The sequence below is a fragment of the Streptomyces sp. NPDC042638 genome (assembly GCF_040647235.1).
In the GTDB taxonomy this organism is placed as follows: domain Bacteria; phylum Actinomycetota; class Actinomycetes; order Streptomycetales; family Streptomycetaceae; genus Streptomyces; species Streptomyces rameus.
Genome location: NZ_JBEZBT010000020.1, coordinates 46,481 through 62,032 on the forward strand (window position 1 = coordinate 46,481; position 15,552 = coordinate 62,032).

A 15,552-nucleotide genomic window follows, 5' to 3' on the forward strand; every position below is an offset into this window, starting at 1 on the left:
CGGCGTGTCATGAACGCGTCTGGGGGACAGTCAAAGGCACCATCGCGCTCTGCACGCTCCCGGCGCGATGCGACTTGAAGAGAGTCTCATGACGTCATTGACCACGGATCCACTGCTGTGGATCTTGCTGGTGGTGCTCGTCGCTGCGGTCGCCGCAGTGATGCGTGCCCGGAGAACCAACATGGCTCTCCGAAGAACACGGAAGGACCTGGAGACAGGACTGGCAAAGGCCCACGGTGACGTCGGTCAGCTGCACGCGCACGTCGCCGCGCTGACCTCGCGGCACCAGCAGGACCTCACCGACGTACGGGCGGACGCGGAGGCGGCCACCAAGGCGGTGCTGAAGTCCGCCATGGGAACGCTCCAGTCGCTCGCCGAGGAGCAGCAGGTACTCCTCGACGACCTGCTGAAGAAGTACGGCGACACCACGGACGTCCTGGCCGACCTGATGACGGTCGACCACACGGGCAGCCAGTTCGGCCGCCGCGCCAAGGGCATCTCCGTGCTCTGCGGCGGCTGGCTGGGCAGGCGTGAGGGCGCCGCCACCGTCTACGACGTCGCCCGCAGCGCCCAGGGCAGGATCAGGGACTTCGACCGGGTCGGCGTCCACTCGCAAGTCAACGTCTCGCTCGTCGGCAAGGCGGTCGAGCCGGTGGCCGTCGTACTGGCCGAACTGCTGGACAACGCGACGAACTACAGCGCGCCCGGGACGCCGGTCGAGGTCAACATCCAGACCGTACCGACCGGTGTGTGCTTCATCGTGGACGACGCCGGCCTGGGCATGGACCAGGAGACCAAGGACCGGGCGGCGGCCCTGCTGTCCGTCGACGGTCCCGTCGACATCACCGGTCTCGGCGATCCGCCGCGGTTCGGCTTCGCCGTGTGCGGCATGCTCGCCGCCCGCTACGGCTTCGCCGTCTCCGTCGGCTCCGTATCCCCCTACGGCGGAGTGCGTGCAGTGATTCGTGTGCCCGAAAGCCTCCTCGCGGCCGACGCTCCGTCCCCCGTGGCCGGCGTCCAGGACACCGCGGGCCCGGAGGCCGCACCCCAGCGCCTCGCGCCGGTCCCGGTCGTGGGCCCCTCGCACGTGGTGGGGACGACCTCGGGAGGTCTGCCCAAACGCCGGCGCCGCAACGGCTCCGTCACGGTGGTCCCGGCGCTCGACACCGCCGGTCAGGAGGAGACGCCGGAGCCGGCCAGCGAGGTGACGGCGTCGCGGCTCGGGGCGTTCGCGCGCGGAACACAGCTCGGGCGCACCACGAACACCACGGAAGGACCTGACAACAAGTGAAGACCGACCTGTCCTGGGTGCTGAACGACGTGCTCGAGGTGCGCGGAGCCCGGCACGCCGTCCTCGTCTCGGGGGACGGCCTGCTGCTGCACCGCTCGGACGACATCGGGCGGGACGACGCGGAGACGAACGCCGCCGCGATGAGCTCGATGCAGTCGCTGAGCCGTGCCGTCGCGGGGTTCGTGGGAGCGGGACACGGGATCTGGAAGCAGACGCTGCTGGAGTACGACGGCGGCTGGATCTTCCTGATCGCCGCCGGCCAGGGCTCCTACCTCGCCGTCTCGGCCGCCCCTGACGTCGACATGGAAGCGATGTCCTTCCGTATGCAGAAGACGGTCGCCGGGCTGAGCAAGGCGATGAGCGTGCCGCCCCGGTCGGACAGCGGTGCCGGCGCATGACGAGGCCCGGTGAGGAAGCCTCCGTCACCAGCGACTTCGTCCGCTCCTACGTCATCACCGGCGGCCGGACGCTGCCGGACTCGGACGACCTGGCGCTGCACACCCTGGTCACCCTGGCTCCCGAGCGGACCCCGCCGCTGGGAGCCGGCCCCGAGGTGATGGCGATCTGGAACCTGTGCGCGGGCGGCTACCTGTCGGTCGCCGAGGTGGCCGGGCACGTGGGGCTTCCGGTGGGGGTGGCCCGGCTGCTGCTGACCGACTTATCCGAGCAGGGCCACCTCCTGCGCCGCGCCGAGCCGCCCCGGGCTCAGAACGTTGACAGAGCGACCCTCGAGAAGGTTCTGAATGGACTCCAATCCCTCATCGGCTGAGACGGCCCCTGGATCCATCTACGTCTCCAGCGCGGTGACCAACGCTGCCAAGATCTTGGTCGTCGGGCATTTCGCCGTGGGCAAGACGACGTTCATCGGCTCGCTGTCGGAGATCACCCCGCTGCGGACCGAGGAGAAGATGACACAGGCGTCCCTCCATGTGGACGACCTCAGGGGCGTGACGGACAAGACCACCACCACCGTGGCCCTGGACTTCGGACGTCTGACCCTCAGCGACGACCTCGTGCTGTACCTCTTCGGCACCCCCGGACAGCAGCGTTTCATGCAGCTGTGGGAGGACATGGCCCGCGGCGCGCTCGGTGCGCTGCTGCTGGTCGATCCCGCCCGCCTGGAGGAGACCTTCCCCGTCATCGACCTCGTCGAGCGGTACGGCCTGGAGTACGCCATCGCGGTCAACAGCTTCGCGACGGGCAGTGCCTACGAGGAGGCGGAGGTCCGCGAGGCCCTCGACCTGCTCCCCGACACCCCCGTCGTCTACTGCGACGCCCGCGACCGGCAGTCCTCCGCCCACGCGCTCATCGCCCTCGTGCGCCACCTGCTCACCCGAGCCGCCTGACACGCCATCCGCCCGCGCCCGAGCCGCCCGACAAGCCATCCCGCCCGGACCCCCGCCCGGAGCCAGCAGAAGGAACCCCATGGACCGCCAGTCAGCCCCCGCCTCCGCCGGGGCCGGATGCCCGATGCACGACGCGGCGTTCGCCGCCGATCCCCAGCAGGTCTACGACCGGTTGCGCGCCCAGGGTCCGGCCGGCCCGGTCGAACTCGCGCCAGGAGTCGACGCCACCCTGGTCGTGAGCCACGAGACGGCGCTGCGCGTGCTGCAGAACTCCACACTCTTCGCCCGGGATTCCCGCCGCTGGAAGGCGCTGAACGAAGGACGGATCGCGCTGGACAGCCCGGTGCTGCCGATGATGGCGTACCGGCCCAACTGCCTGTTCACCGACGGAGCCGTGCACCTGCGGCTGCGCAAGGCCGTCACGGACAGCCTCGCCCGGCTCAACATCACCCGCGTCCGGCGCGACGTCGAGCCCATCGCCGACTACCTCATCGACCGGTTCAGCGAGCGAGGCCGCGCCGACCTCCTGAGCGACTACGCCAAACTGCTGCCGCTGCTGCTGTTCAACAAGCTCTTCGGCTGCCCGCCGGACATCGGCGACACCCTCACCGGCGCCATGTCGGCGATGTTCGACGGCAACGACGCCCAGCGCGCCAGCGAGGACATCAACGCCTGCCTCATGGAACTGGTCGCCCTCAAGCGGCGCCGGCCCGGCGACGACGTCACCTCCTGGCTGGTCCAGCACCCCGCGGGGCTGACGGACGAGGAGCTGAGGGACCAGCTGGTCATCCTGATGGGCGCCGGTGTGGAACCCGAGCGCAACCTGATCTGCAACGCCCTGCTCCTGCTGCTGTCGCCCGGCACCAGCGGACGCGACTCCGGGCTGCTGATCGAGGAGGCGATCGACCACGTCCTGTGGAACCAGACCCCCATCGCCAACTACGCCACCCACTACCCGGTCCAGGACGTCGACCTCGGGGGAGTGGTGGCCGAGGCGGGCACCCCGGTCGTGATCAGCTTCGCCGCGGCGAACAGCGATCCCGCACTGGCCGAGGCCCGCCGGACGCACAGCAAGGGCGCCCACCTGGCCTGGGGAGCCGGCCCGCACGCCTGCCCGGCCAAGGGTCCGGCGCACGTCATCGCCGTCACCGCGATCGAGAAGATCCTCAACGCCCTGCCGGACCTGACGCTGGCCGTCCACGAGAAGGAACTGGAGTGGCGGCCGGGCCCGTTCCACCGCGCACTGGTCGCGCTGCCCGTGGCCTTCAGCCCGACACCGGCCACCCGCATGGCCGCCGCGGTACAGGGCAGGAGCGTGTCCGCCGCCGCCGAGCAGCCGCTGCCCGCGGCGCCGACGGCCTCCGCCCGCCAGGAACCGGTCAGGAAGAAGGGCTTCTGGAGCACCTTCCTGGACGTCTTCCGGGTCTGACGCGGCAGGGGGAGGGGCGGGGGAAGGAGCACGGGCAGGGGCGGGGACAGAGGCCGACGGCCCGCGGCCCGCTGTACCGTCCGCTCAGCGCACCGCCACGCGCCGGTCCAGGGACGTCATCGCGTCACGGAAGGCGCGCCCCAGACCGGCCCGGGCCAGTCCCAGCACGAACCGGAACGGTGCCGTGCCATCGGCGGCGAAGGTCCACTGCACCAGGGTGCCGGTCCCGGTGTCGCGAGGAGCGAGGCGCCACTCCTCCACCAGGGCACGGGCGCCCGGCGCGTTGGTGGCGTCGACGCGGTAGGCGTACACCTCGGGCGCCTTCGCCGCGAGCACCGTCTCCTCGAACCGCGTCCCGCCCCTGAGCCGTATCTCCCGCCCGGCGCCGCCGTCGGTGGCCCGGGCGGACGTCACCGCCGAGAACCACCGCGGCCAGCCGGGCACGTCCTCGGCGAGTGCGTGGAAGACCTGCTCGGGGGACGCGGAGACCTCCCGAGTGAAGACCAGGCGTACGGGTGCGGCCCCGACGAAGCCGAGGTCGACCGGGCGCAGACGATGAGCCATGGACGCAACCCCCTTGTGCCACTTCCGCAACGCCGTGGAACGGGCAGCAGCACCATAGCTGACGGCGTCTCAGATGTCTGTGCCGTCTTCCCCGGGCTCGCCCGCCACGACCACCCGCAGGTGTTCGGAGATCTCCGCGCGCGCCTCGGCGGCCAGCCCGGCGTCGGTCACCAGCGTGTCCACCTGAGCCAGCGCGGCGAAGGAACTCAGCCCCACCGTGCCCCACTTGGTGTGATCGGCGACCACCACCACCCGGCGCGCGGAGTGCACCAGCCGCCGGTTGGTCTCGGCCTCCGCGAGGTTCGGCGTGGACAGGCCGGCCTCCACCGATATGCCGTGCACGCCGAGGAAGAGCAGATCGAAGTGGAGCGAGGCGATCGCCTGATCGGCCACCGGCCCCACCAGCGAATCGGACGGGGTGCGCACCCCACCGGTCAGCACCACCGTGGCCGACCCCTGCCGCTGCCCCGAGGTGCGCTGCGCGGCGTGGAAGACGTCCGCGACCCGCACCGAGTTCGTCACGACCGTCAGCTCGGGCACCTCCAACAGGTGCTGGGCGAGCGCGTACGTCGTCGTACCGCCGGACAGGGCGATCGCCGCCCCCGGGGCGACCAGGCGGGCCGCGGCACGCGCGATGTCCTCCTTGGCGGACAGCTCCAGCCCCGACTTCGCCTCGAAGCCCGGCTCGTGCGTGCTCGCCTCGACCACCGGCACCGCACCGCCGTGCACCTTCTCCAGGACGCCCTGACGGGCCAGCGCGTCCAGGTCGCGGCGCACGGTCATGTCCGAGACACCGAGCTTGCGGGTCAGCTCGTTCACCCGCACCCCGCCCCGGCGCCGGACCTCGTCCAGGATCAGGGCGCGACGCTGCTCCGCGAGGAGGTTCTGATTCTCGCTCACGTACGCTCCGGTCCTTTCGCCGCCAACCGTCCACCCGTCCGGCACACCGGCTCCGACCAGGAAGTTCCAACCGTCCGGCAGTGCGCGGGCGTCCCATCCTTTCACGGGTCGGTGCCGGTCGCGCCACCACCTGCCGGCCCGGGTCACCGCCCCCTCGGGCCGTGGCCGCACCGCCCGCCGTCACACGGATCGGGGAGATTCCGTGACGAGAGGGGTACGCGACCGCCGGACCGGCGATCCTGAAGCGCGCACGGCACAGACGTCAGGGCGTCACCGGGGGAAGTGCGAGAACGGTGGAACGTGCACAGGAGCGCCGCACCGGGCGGCACGAGGAGCGCCCGGCAGGGCAGTACGAGAACGGGACCGCCGGGTGGCGGACGGCCGGCCGGCCGGTGGAGCAGGGACGCGATCTGGAACTGCTGGTGCACGGGGTCGGCGGCGCCACGCCCGAGAGGATGCTCGGTGACCCGCGCACGGTCCGGGTCACCGGTGACGACACGGCCGCCGTCTTCCGGCGTGCCGAGGACGTCGGACCCGCCCCGGCCGGCCGCGCCTCCGAAGCGGAGCCAGGGGGGCCAAGCGGGCCAGGGGGACGGCCCGGTGGTGAACCCGGGAAGGCCGCGGGGCGCGGGCCGGTCCGGGAGGCCTATGTCTGGTGCAACCTCACCTCCGGCGACGGCAGCCGCGCCCTGTGGCTGTTGCTGCTGCCGTTCATGGTCGTGAACCTCGCCCACTGGATGCGCCCCGCCGCACCCGCCCGGCCGCGCACCGTCCGGCTCTACGGCCTCCTCGTGCGGCTCACCGCCCTCACCCTGACGGTGCTGCTGGTGGCCGCCGCCTGCGAGGTGGCCCTCGACCTGGTGGCCTGGCAGTGCGCGGGCACCCAGGCCTGCGCCGGCCGCCACTCCTGGCTGGTTTTCCTGACGCCGGGGACCCCCGGAGCACCGGCTGGAAGCGGTGGCTGGTGGGGCGCGCCCGGCCGTCGGCTGGCCGTGGCCGCGGCGGTGCCGACCGCGCTGACCGCCCTGCTCTGGTACCTCTCCCACCGCACGTGGAACGCCTACGAGTCCCAACGGCCCCTGCCGGCCGACTCCGGGGCGGCCAACGCCGTCTGCGGGCGGGGCGATGCCGTGTGCGGGCGGGCCGCCGCCGAGTGCGGGCCGGACGACGCCGTCTGCGGGCCAGGCGACGCCGACTCGGTGCCGAACGGCGGCGGTCCCAGGCCGGGACCGGACGGTCGCGGCCCGGTTGCGGGCGGTCCCGGGCCGGGGCCGGATGGTCGCCACCCGGCGGCGGGCGGCCCCGGGCCGCAGGCACCCCGCTTCCGGCCGGGCGTCGGCGAATCCAGGCCGGGCACCTGCGACTGCGAGCCGTCGGGCGCCGCCCGGTCCGGGCCGGGCACCCACGACCCCGAGCCGGACATCCCCGAGCCGGACATCGACGAGTGCCGGCCGGCCGCCGACGCCCACGGCAGTGCGTTGGCCCGGCCCGGCTTCTGGTACGGGCGCCGTCTGGTCGCCCGGCTGCGTGCGGCGCACACCGCGGCGGGCCTGCTCACGGTGGCCGGTGCCGTCGCCACTCCGGCGGTCCGCTTCGACCGGCGGTCCGGTGGCCCCGCCGTCCTGGACGTCCTCGGCTTACTCCTGACCGCGGCCCTGCTGGCCTGGGCGGTCGCGGTGGTGGTGGTCGTCTGCCGCCGGGGCCGCAGCGAGAACCGGCTCGACCAGCGGCTCGACCGGTACCTCGTACGCTCGCTGCCGCTCGGCGCGCTCGCCCTGCTGCTGCTCGGCCTGGTGTACGCCGGCTGGTCCCGGCCCGGCTGGCACACCACCGGACGGCTCCCGGGCGACCCGGCCTTCGGCGGCCTCATGCTGGCGCAGGGCGTGCTCGTCGTCGCCCTCGGCGCCGTGGCCGGTGATCTGTACCGGCGGCGCCCCGACCCACGTGCCGGGATGCGGGGCCTCGGTGGTCCCGCCGTCGCGCTGCTCGCCTGCGCGCTGGGCGGGGTGATGTCCGGCGGGGTCGCCCAGCGCGTCGCCGACTGGCTGGACGGCACCCGGGCCCTGCTCGCCGGGCCGCCCGTGCTGCTGACCTGGCAGGCGTCCGCCATCCCGGCGGTCGCCGTGATCCTGCTGGTCGTCGCCGCGCTGCTCGCGGTACGCACCGCCCGGCTCGCCCGCGTCGAACGTGCCCGCGTACGCGATGAGCACCCCGGTGAACCCGAGGATCCGTCCCGCACCCGGGCCATCGCCCACGCCCGGGCCATGGCGGCCCTCACCGACCGGATGCCCCTCGTCGTCACCGTCCTCGCCGCCGCGACCCTGCTGCTGGGCAGCCTGGCGCTGGCCGGTGCCCTGGCCACCGGGGAGACGCCCGAAGGAGCGGCCCACCGCACGCACCATGCCGTCCGGGCCGTGGCCGAGACGTCCCAGGCACTGGGCTCCTGGCTCGTCGGACTCGGCTTCGTCCTCTTCGTGACCTGGGGCAGGCGCGCCTACAAGGACGCCTCAGCCCGGCGGACCATCGGCATCCTCTGGGACGTCGGCACCTTCTGGCCGCGCGCCGCCCATCCCTTCGCACCGCCCTGCTACGCCGAACGCGCGGTGCCGGACCTGACCTGGCGCATGGCCACCTGGACCCGGCGCAGCGGAGGCCGGCTGGTGCTGTCCGGGCACTCGCAGGGCACCGTCCTCGCCGCGGCGGCGGCCTGGCAACTCCCGCCGTCCGTACGCGCACGAGTCGCCCTGCTCACCTACGGCTCCCCGCTGGAGCGCCTGTACGGCCGCTGGTTCCCGGCCCACTTCGGGCCGCCGGCGCTCGCCGCCCTGCACCACGACATCGCCTGCTGGCGCAACCTGTACCGCCGGACCGACCCCATCGGGGGCCCCGTCCGCGTCCCCGGCGACCAGACCCCGGACGTCGACCATGAGCCCCTGCCGGATCCCCGCGCCTACGGTCGCACCGCCCGACACCCGCTTCCGGCCCCGATCCTCGGCCACTCCGACTACCAGTCGGATCCCGCCTTCGCCCGCGAACGGGCCGCCCTCCTGGCTCGTCTGAGCCCGGACCTGCCGGGCCAGCGCCCGGACACCGGCTGACTAATCAAGTTTTACTAAGTCGCTCGTGCGGTGTACTCTCCTGGGCGTCCACTAGAAAAACTTGACTACTTATTCGTATGTGACCGCTTCTCCGAAGGAGCCCGCATGACCCTTCTCCCCGACACCGGCTACGCCCCGACGGCCGAGGACCGCGCGAGCCTGGACGCCTGGTTCGCGGAGTACGACGCCGCGAGCGGCAAGCGCGACGTGCAGCGCATGGCGGACATGGCCGTGTTCCCGCTCAACCTCGTCAGCGACGATGCCGCCGGCAACGGCCGGTCGGCGCAGTGGGACCGGGACCGGTTCACCGCGACGATGACCCAGGTGCTGGGCGAAGGGAGCCGGGACATCACCTTCGAGTCCACCCGGACCCCGGTGTTCCTGTCCTCCTCCATGGCGGTGGTCTTCACGGACTCCACCATGACCGTGGACGGCCGATCCCAGCAGCTCCGGTACGCGGACATCCTGCTCAGGCGGGACGGGAAGTGGGCGTTCCAGACCATGATCCAAGAGGGCTGGGGAGACAGCCTGTAGGCCTTCGGGGCCTTCGGGTGCGGCCACCGCCGCCGGCCGATCACGGCAGCGCTCAGGGCAGCTCCGGCAGGTCCTCCGGGAACAGCAGTGTCAGGTCGTCGGTGCTCGGGTCGGGAAGCCGGGCGACGCGGCTCGCGTGGCGCTCCACCATCGCCTCGAACGTCTGCCGGGCGGTACGGCCGTTGCCGAACGCGGGCCCCTTCGGGATCGCTGTGAAGTACTTCAACAGCGCCTCGCCCGCGCCCGGCGCCAGCCGGTACTCGTGCTCGTCGGCCTGCTGCTCCACGATCCGCAGCAGCTCCTCCGGGCCGTAGTCGCCGAAGGTGATGGTGCGGGAGAAGCGCGAGGCCACGCCCGGGTTGACGGAGAGGAAGCGCTCCATCTCCGCGGTGTACCCGGCGACGATCACCACCACCGCGTCCCGCTGGTCCTCCATCAGCTTCACGAGGGTGTCGATGGCCTCCTTGCCGAAGTCCCGGCCGGCGTCCTGCGGGGACAGCGCGTAGGCCTCATCGATGAACAGCACACCGCCGCGCGCCCGTTCGAAGGCCTCCTGGGTGCGGATCGCCGTGGAACCGATGTGCTCGCCGACCAGGTCCACCCGGGACACCTCCACCAGGTGGCCCTTCTCCAGCACGTCCAGCGAGGCGAGGATCTCGCCGTAGAGCCGGGCGACCGTCGTCTTGCCGGTGCCCGGAGAACCGGTGAAGACCAGATGCCGCTTGACCGAGGCCGCCTTGAGCCCCGCCAGCTGCCGGCGCCGGCCCACCTCGATCATGTCGGTCAGCGCCCGCACCTCGAGTTTGACGCTCTCCAGGCCCACCAGCGCGTCGAGTTCCCCGAGCACGTCCTTCGACGTCCGCTGCGCCGCCGCCGGTTCCGCACCGGCGACGGCCGGCTCCCGCTCCGCCGCCCGCTGCCCGGGGAGCGCGCCCAGCAGGCCGGGGGACTGCGTCACCGTCTGCACGGCCGGCTCCCGCGCCGCGGGCGTCCGGGGACCGCCACTCTCGTCGCTGGTGCAGTCCTCCACGACCGGGCCCGTCCCGGAGCCGGTGTCCGGGCCGCCGTCGGCGAACTCGTACCCGCCGCGCGCGCACCGCTCCGTACGGCACCGGCGCAGCGTCGTACGGCAGCCGTCGATCACGTGGAAGCCGTAACCGCCGCTGCCGGTGACCCGGCAGTTCAGGAAGCTGCCCCGGCCGCCCGCCGAGACGTAGAAACCGGCCTCCGAGGGCGAGTCGACCGTGCAGCGCTCGATGGTCGGGTCGGCGCCCTTGGTGACGATCACTCCCGTCTGGGTGCCGTCCAGGGTGCAGTTGTTGAGAGTGCCGCCGCTGCCGTGGTCACGGAACCAGGCTCCGGTGGCCGCCTCCCGGATCCGGCAGTCGTCCAGTTGCGCGGTCGCCCCGTCGCTCACCGACACGGCCGTGTTGCGCACCTGCGACAGGTCGCTGTCGACGACGTCCGCGCGGGAACCGCGGTCCAGGACGAACAGCGCGTCCGGCACATCGTGCACCCGGCAGGAGTCGAGCACGGCGGTGGCCCCGTCGCTCACCCACACCGCCGGGTAGTCGCCGGTGCTGTCGAAGATCTCGCACTGGTTGGCGTCCACCCGGGTCCCCGGGTCCCACACCGACAGGCCGTTGCGCCCGAACTGACGGACCGTCGTCCGGGTCAGTGTGAGCACCGACCGGGAGCGCAGGTCGACCGCGTTCTCCGGGATGTCGTGGATACGGCAGTCGGCGAGCGTGAGCACCGCGTCGGTGTCCAGGGTGATCCCGTCGGCGGTGGTGCGGTGCACGTCGCAGTCCGTCAGGTGCGCGGTGGCCCGCTGGGTGACCTGCACGCCGGAGCCGCGCACCTCGTAGATCTCGCACCCCACCGCCTCCAGCGCGGAGTTCTCGCCGGTCGCGGTGAGCCCGGCACCGGCGGCGTGGTGCACCCGGCAGCGCTCCAGACGCGGATGGGCCCCGCCCCGGACGGTCACGCCCGCCTGCCCTGCCGCGACGACCTCGCACTCCTCGAACAACCCTGCGCCACCGTCGAGTACGGCGATGCCGATGCCGGCCGGGTTGTCGACGGTGCACCGGCGCACGGTCGGACGGGCCCCGCCGCGCACCTCGATGCCGGCGGCGGACCGGGTGACGATCCGCAGGTCCATCAGCTCGGGCGTGCCCTCTTCGACCAGCAGCGCGGGCGCCGCGCTGTCCTGGCCCTCCACGTGCAGGTCTTGCACCACGGCCGAGGCCCGCACGGTGAGCGGCACCCCGTCCACGGGCGCGATCCGCACCGAGCCGGGCGAGCCCTCGGGCCCACGCAGCGTCACCGCCCGCTCCACGACGAGGTTCTCCCGGTACGTGCCGGGGGCGATCATGAGGACGTCGCCCTCCGCGGCGGCCTCCAGGGCGGCGGTGAGCGAAGCGTACTCACCCGTGCGGCGCCGCCACCGCGACGTACCGGTGTGCGTCACCTGGACCGTGCCCTGTGCCATGGCGTTGCTGTGCCCCCACCTCGTCGTACTGATGGCTCGCTGCCCGTCGGGACGGCCGCCGGCGCCCGGACCGCGACCGTGCTCGGCGTCCGGGCGTGAGCGCGTTCGCGCTCCCGGAAGTGTGCTCGCTCCCGGGGTCACGGACCCGCGGGGCGCCGCCGGCAGCGCTTCAGCCGGTCCACCGTAGCGCGTGCCGGGACGCCCGGTGACCAGAGCCGTGCCCCCGTCAGCTCCCGGTGCCCGCCTTGCCCCAGTCCGGGCCGGCCCGGTCCCACGCCTGGTCCCAGCGCGCGTACCGCCGGCGGACCAGGCGCCAGACGGTCAGGCGCCGGCCGCTCTCGGCCAGGGCCGCGGTCAGCAGGCCCGCGCCGAGCCCGGCGAGCACGGCATGTGCCGTCGCCGTGGCGGAGTCCAGCGGGCGGGTCGTTATTCGGCCGTGCGGGTCGGTCCAGAGTCCGAAACGGTCCCCACGGTGCGGGGATGTGAGGCTCGCCAGGGCCGGGCCGTGCTCCGGGGCACCGTCCGGCGCGGTCCACCGCGCGAGCACACGACTGCGGACCCCATGCCCGGAGGCCGTCTCCGGGTCGGGCTCCGGCAGCGCGCCGCCCAGCTTCCGCACCACGGTGGCCGTGACGAGATGGCGCGCGTGCTGCTGCTGTCGCGCGGACCGCTGGAGGGAGGCCTCGGCGGAGGCACCGACCAGGCACCCCGTGACGGGTGCGACCACGGCGATCAGCAACAGCGCTACGAGGGCCGCCCACGCCTCGGCCAGATCGGTCGTGCGGCACAGCGGATTGTGCCGCCAGCGCCACAGCCCCTTGAGCGCCCGCATGTCCTCGCCCCTCTCCGGTCCGCCGCGACCCCCGCGCCGGCGCCCGTCCCCGGCCCGGACCGGGGACGATCGGCACCGCCTGCGCCGCGTCGGCTGACGCACGGGGCCTCGCACGGATCTCCCTCGCTTCCTCAACGAGCGGGCAGCGGGCACCGGTTCCCGGCCCGCCGGATCAGCTCCGGCCCACTGCCGGGGTACCGCTCGCGGGCTGGTCCAGCAGCCGGACCGGGTCGCCCACTCTGATCGTGCCGGGGGAGAGGGGCACGAGGTTCTGCCCGAACAGCAGCTTCCCGCCGATCCTGCGGTGGGCCGCCAGGGTCTGCAACGGTTCCCGGCCCCGCACCGCCGTCGCCTGGTCGGTGGTGGTCACGACACACCGTCCACTCGGCTTGGGGGCCCGGAAGACCACCTCACCGACGGCGATCCGCGTCCAGTGGTCCTCGGCCCAGGGCTCCGTGCCGGCGACGACGACGTTGGGCCGGAACCGGTTCATGGGCAGCGGGCCCTCGTTGCCGGCGCGGCCCTCGGCGATCAGCGCGTTCAGGGCGTCCAGCGAGGCCACGGTGGTGATCAGCAGGGGATATCCGTCGGCGAAGCTCACCGTCTCGCCCGGCAGGGCGTACTCGGGGTCGACGGGACGGCGGGTGGCCGGGTCGTCCATGTGCACCAGGCGGACCCCGACGCCCAGATAGGCACTGCACCAGGCGTGTGCGGCCGCGGCGGCCGGTACCGCCTCCACCTTCGTGCCGAACACGCTGACCGGCACGGTCACCGCCGGCTCCGGCACCTCGACCGTCAGCGGCGCCCGACCGGGCGCGGACAGACGAACGCCGCCGCCGGCCAAAGGCTCGGCGGCGGCCAGCGCGAGGCGTGGCTGCTCGCGCTGTGTGACGACCTTTCCCCCGTCGTCGATCAGCGTCCAGCGCCGGTCACCGGCCAGGCCCCAGGGCTCCACGGCGGCCTCCCGGAGCGACACGGCTCGGAACGCTTTGACCGGATGGACGTGGATCGACAGCACCGTGGCGTTTCCCATGCCGTCCATGGTGCCAGCCGGCACCGACAGCCAGGGGCGCGCCGGTCAGTAGCCGCGGTACTGCTGGTTGTTGTACGGGTCCTGGTACTGGGTCGGCGCGGGCCGCGGCGCGGCCGGACGCATGGCCTCGTACCCGGTGCCCGCCGCCATCGGCCGCTGCTGCTGAGCGTGCGGACCGGGATAGCCGCGCGGGGCGCTCGCCTGCTGAGGGATGTACGCCGTGGGCGCCTGATGCATCGGTACGTGCTGCTGCTGCGGGTAGCCGTAGGCGGGGGGCTGTGCGGAGGGGGCCGCCGGGAGGGCGGGCAGCGCCGACGGCAGGGCGGGGAGGCTGTTGCCCGTGTCGTAGGCGGCGGGGACCCGGATCGGGGCGATCTGCGGGGTGCCCCTCTCGGCCACGAGCGAGTCGTAGATCGGGGTGTCCGGGAAGGAGGCGGAGTAGTAGCCGCCACCATAAGTGGAGCGGGGGGAGGTCATGGCACATAAGTTAAGCCCACGATGTGCTGGTTGGGGAGACCGATAAGAGGGTTGTTTTCCGTGTCGGCAGTGGTCTGGGACCCTCAATATGAGCGAACTTGGCAAAAAGGGACACCCCTGACTGTTCGGATCGTGTAAAGGCCGGGCGCCTCCGGGGTTACCAGCGGTTGACCGGCGATCTTGCTGTGCCGTTCGTGGGCGCGCGCCGCCCCCCGGAATAGGTTGTGCGGGTAGGGATGACACGGGCCTGGACGGCCCGGCCGAAGCGCGAAAAGCCGGAGCCGATATGCGATGGGGGCGGACATGACAATGTCGAAAGGGTCGAACACGCCGGTGCCGAGCACGGCGCTGCGCGTCGAACTGGGCTGGCGTTCCGGTCCCGGCGTGCCTGACGCGGACGCCTCGGCGCTGTTGCTCGTGGCCGGAAAGGTCCGCTCCGACGGCGACTTCGTCTTCTACAACCAGCCCGCCCACACCTCCGGCGCCGTACGCCACGAGGGCAAGCGGACCGCCGGCGGGCGGGTCACCGACACCCTGCTGGCCGATCTCCCGCGCGTGGAGGACGCCGTCGAGCGGATCGTCCTCGCCGCCTCCTCGGACGGCGGAACGTTCGGGCAGGTCCCGGAGCTCTACATCCAGGTGACCGACGCCGCCACGGGCCAGGTGGTCGCCCGCTTCGACAACCCGGGCGCGACCGTGGAGACGGCCTTCGTGCTCGGCGAGTTGTACCGCCGCCAGGGCGGCTGGAAGTTCCGTGCCGTCGGCCAGGGTTACGGCAGTGGACTCGAAGGCCTCGCAACGGACTTCGGCATCACCGTGGACGAACCCCAGCACGCCGCACCGCCGGCGGCACAGCCCCCGGCCGCCGTCCCGCCGCGCCCCGCCGCGGCCCCGGCGGCCACGCCCCCGGCCCCGCCCGCCCAGCCGGTGCGTCTGTCCAAGGTCACGCTCACGAAGGCCGCCCCGTCCGTGTCGCTGGCAAAGCAGGGCGGTACCTCCGGTGCCATGCGGGTGAACCTCAACTGGCAGATGCGCAAACAGTCGCCGGGCTGGGGCGGACGGTGGGGCGGCCGCGGCGACGTCGACCTCGACCTGTGCGCGCTGTACGAACTCACCGACGGGCGCAAGGGAGTCGTACAGGCCCTCGGCAACGCCTTCGGCTCGCTCCACCGGCCGCCGTACATCCACCTCGACGGCGACGACCGGACCGGAGCCGCGGCCGGCGGCGAGAACCTCACCATCAACCTCGACCACAAGAACGACTTCCGGCGCGTCCTCGTCTTCGTCACCATCTACGAAGGCGCCACGTCCTTCGCCGACCTGCACGCCACCGTCACCCTCCAGCCGCAGCACGGCGCCCCCATCGAGTTCTCGCTCGACGAGTGCACCGTCGCCTCCCCGGTGTGCGCGCTCGCCCTGATCACCAACACCGGCGGTGACCTCATCGTCCAGCGCGAAGCGCGGTACCTGGTCCCGGACCGCGGAACGAGTCCCCAGCGGACCATGGACCGCGCCTACGGCTGGGGCATGAACTGGACGCCCGGCCGCAAGTGACCG

The 15,552-nt window shown here is 73.0% G+C and carries 14 protein-coding genes; 8 read left to right on the forward strand and 6 right to left on the reverse strand.

What is annotated here, in order from left to right:
• Positions 1 to 88: 88 nt before the first annotated feature.
• The 5 genes from AB0B40_RS18335 to AB0B40_RS18355 all read left to right on the forward strand — a co-directional run bounded on the left by AB0B40_RS18335 (position 89) and on the right by AB0B40_RS18355 (position 4,066).
• Positions 89 to 1,291, forward strand: coding sequence for an ATP-binding protein (locus AB0B40_RS18335; RefSeq protein WP_345055862.1), 1,203 nt, complete (start codon positions 89 to 91; stop codon positions 1,289 to 1,291).
• A complete protein-coding gene (locus tag AB0B40_RS18340; RefSeq protein ID WP_345055864.1) occupies positions 1,288 to 1,689 on the forward strand; it encodes a roadblock/LC7 domain-containing protein in 402 nt (133 codons plus the stop codon). The genes AB0B40_RS18335 and AB0B40_RS18340 overlap by 4 nt, the downstream gene beginning before the upstream one ends.
• Positions 1,686 to 2,060, forward strand: a complete 375-nt coding sequence (locus AB0B40_RS18345) for a DUF742 domain-containing protein (RefSeq protein ID WP_345055866.1) — start codon at positions 1,686 to 1,688, stop codon at positions 2,058 to 2,060. Before AB0B40_RS18340 ends, AB0B40_RS18345 begins: the two co-directional genes overlap by 4 nt.
• The gene (locus AB0B40_RS18350; protein ID WP_345055868.1) at positions 2,035 to 2,637 is read left to right on the forward strand and encodes an ATP/GTP-binding protein; all 603 of its coding nucleotides are present in this window, start codon (positions 2,035 to 2,037) and stop codon (positions 2,635 to 2,637) included. Before AB0B40_RS18345 ends, AB0B40_RS18350 begins: the two co-directional genes overlap by 26 nt.
• A 79-nt stretch (positions 2,638 to 2,716) precedes the next feature.
• On the forward strand, positions 2,717 to 4,066 hold the full coding sequence (locus tag AB0B40_RS18355) for a cytochrome P450 (protein ID WP_362264490.1): 1,350 nt from the start codon (positions 2,717 to 2,719) through the stop codon (positions 4,064 to 4,066).
• Between the two features lie 84 nt (positions 4,067 to 4,150).
• Here AB0B40_RS18355 and AB0B40_RS18360 read toward each other — a convergent pair whose 3' ends face one another.
• Together AB0B40_RS18360 and AB0B40_RS18365 are read right to left on the reverse strand one after the other, a co-directional pair.
• On the reverse strand, positions 4,151 to 4,630 hold the full coding sequence (locus AB0B40_RS18360; RefSeq protein WP_362264491.1) for an SRPBCC family protein: 480 nt from the start codon (positions 4,628 to 4,630) through the stop codon (positions 4,151 to 4,153).
• Positions 4,631 to 4,699: 69 nt separating this feature from the next.
• On the reverse strand, positions 4,700 to 5,530 hold the full coding sequence (locus AB0B40_RS18365) for a DeoR/GlpR family DNA-binding transcription regulator (RefSeq protein ID WP_345055874.1): 831 nt from the start codon (positions 5,528 to 5,530) through the stop codon (positions 4,700 to 4,702).
• A 455-nt stretch (positions 5,531 to 5,985) separates the two neighbouring features.
• Here AB0B40_RS18365 and AB0B40_RS18370 point away from each other — a divergent pair, with 455 nt between their 5' ends.
• Positions 5,986 to 8,628, forward strand: coding sequence for a hypothetical protein (locus tag AB0B40_RS18370; protein ID WP_362264558.1), 2,643 nt, complete (start codon positions 5,986 to 5,988; stop codon positions 8,626 to 8,628).
• 105 nt (positions 8,629 to 8,733) lie between these two features.
• On the forward strand, positions 8,734 to 9,162 hold the full coding sequence (locus tag AB0B40_RS18375) for a nuclear transport factor 2 family protein (RefSeq protein WP_345055876.1): 429 nt from the start codon (positions 8,734 to 8,736) through the stop codon (positions 9,160 to 9,162).
• A 52-nt stretch (positions 9,163 to 9,214) separates the two neighbouring features.
• Here the strand turns inward: AB0B40_RS18375 and AB0B40_RS18380 are convergent, their stop codons facing one another.
• The 4 genes from AB0B40_RS18380 to AB0B40_RS18395 all read right to left on the reverse strand — a co-directional run bounded on the left by AB0B40_RS18380 (position 9,215) and on the right by AB0B40_RS18395 (position 13,995).
• Entirely contained in the window at positions 9,215 to 11,653 is a 2,439-nt protein-coding gene (locus AB0B40_RS18380; RefSeq protein WP_362264493.1) for a right-handed parallel beta-helix repeat-containing protein, read from the reverse strand.
• A 226-nt stretch (positions 11,654 to 11,879) separates the two neighbouring features.
• The gene (locus AB0B40_RS18385; protein ID WP_345055878.1) at positions 11,880 to 12,485 is read right to left on the reverse strand and encodes a hypothetical protein; all 606 of its coding nucleotides are present in this window, start codon (positions 12,483 to 12,485) and stop codon (positions 11,880 to 11,882) included.
• Between the two features lie 172 nt (positions 12,486 to 12,657).
• Entirely contained in the window at positions 12,658 to 13,518 is an 861-nt protein-coding gene (locus tag AB0B40_RS18390; protein WP_362264495.1) for an MOSC N-terminal beta barrel domain-containing protein, read from the reverse strand.
• 45 nt (positions 13,519 to 13,563) lie between these two features.
• Positions 13,564 to 13,995, reverse strand: coding sequence for a DUF6643 family protein (locus AB0B40_RS18395; protein WP_345055881.1), 432 nt, complete (start codon positions 13,993 to 13,995; stop codon positions 13,564 to 13,566).
• Positions 13,996 to 14,304: 309 nt separating this feature from the next.
• Between AB0B40_RS18395 and AB0B40_RS18400 the strand changes: the two genes are divergently transcribed.
• Positions 14,305 to 15,549 carry a TerD family protein gene (locus AB0B40_RS18400; protein WP_362264561.1) on the forward strand — a complete coding sequence of 415 codons (1,245 nt, stop codon included), beginning with the start codon at positions 14,305 to 14,307 and terminating at the stop codon, positions 15,547 to 15,549.
• Positions 15,550 to 15,552: the final 3 nt, after the last annotated feature.

Coding starts and splice junctions, on each gene's coding strand:
- AB0B40_RS18390 (WP_362264495.1), bottom strand. CDS start 13,518: ATGGGAAACGCCACGGTGCTGTCGATCCACGTCCATCCGGTCAAAGCG.
- AB0B40_RS18385 (WP_345055878.1), bottom strand. CDS start 12,485: ATGCGGGCGCTCAAGGGGCTGTGGCGCTGGCGGCACAATCCGCTGTGC.
- AB0B40_RS18380 (WP_362264493.1), bottom strand. CDS start 11,653: ATGGCACAGGGCACGGTCCAGGTGACGCACACCGGTACGTCGCGGTGG.
- AB0B40_RS18345 (WP_345055866.1), top strand. CDS start 1,686: ATGACGAGGCCCGGTGAGGAAGCCTCCGTCACCAGCGACTTCGTCCGC.
- AB0B40_RS18335 (WP_345055862.1), top strand. CDS start 89: ATGACGTCATTGACCACGGATCCACTGCTGTGGATCTTGCTGGTGGTG.
- AB0B40_RS18400 (WP_362264561.1), top strand. CDS start 14,305: ATGTCGAAAGGGTCGAACACGCCGGTGCCGAGCACGGCGCTGCGCGTC.
- AB0B40_RS18355 (WP_362264490.1), top strand. CDS start 2,717: ATGGACCGCCAGTCAGCCCCCGCCTCCGCCGGGGCCGGATGCCCGATG.
- AB0B40_RS18360 (WP_362264491.1), bottom strand. CDS start 4,630: ATGGCTCATCGTCTGCGCCCGGTCGACCTCGGCTTCGTCGGGGCCGCA.
- AB0B40_RS18370 (WP_362264558.1), top strand. CDS start 5,986: ATGCTCGGTGACCCGCGCACGGTCCGGGTCACCGGTGACGACACGGCC.
- AB0B40_RS18395 (WP_345055881.1), bottom strand. CDS start 13,995: ATGACCTCCCCCCGCTCCACTTATGGTGGCGGCTACTACTCCGCCTCC.
- AB0B40_RS18350 (WP_345055868.1), top strand. CDS start 2,035: ATGGACTCCAATCCCTCATCGGCTGAGACGGCCCCTGGATCCATCTAC.
- AB0B40_RS18375 (WP_345055876.1), top strand. CDS start 8,734: ATGACCCTTCTCCCCGACACCGGCTACGCCCCGACGGCCGAGGACCGC.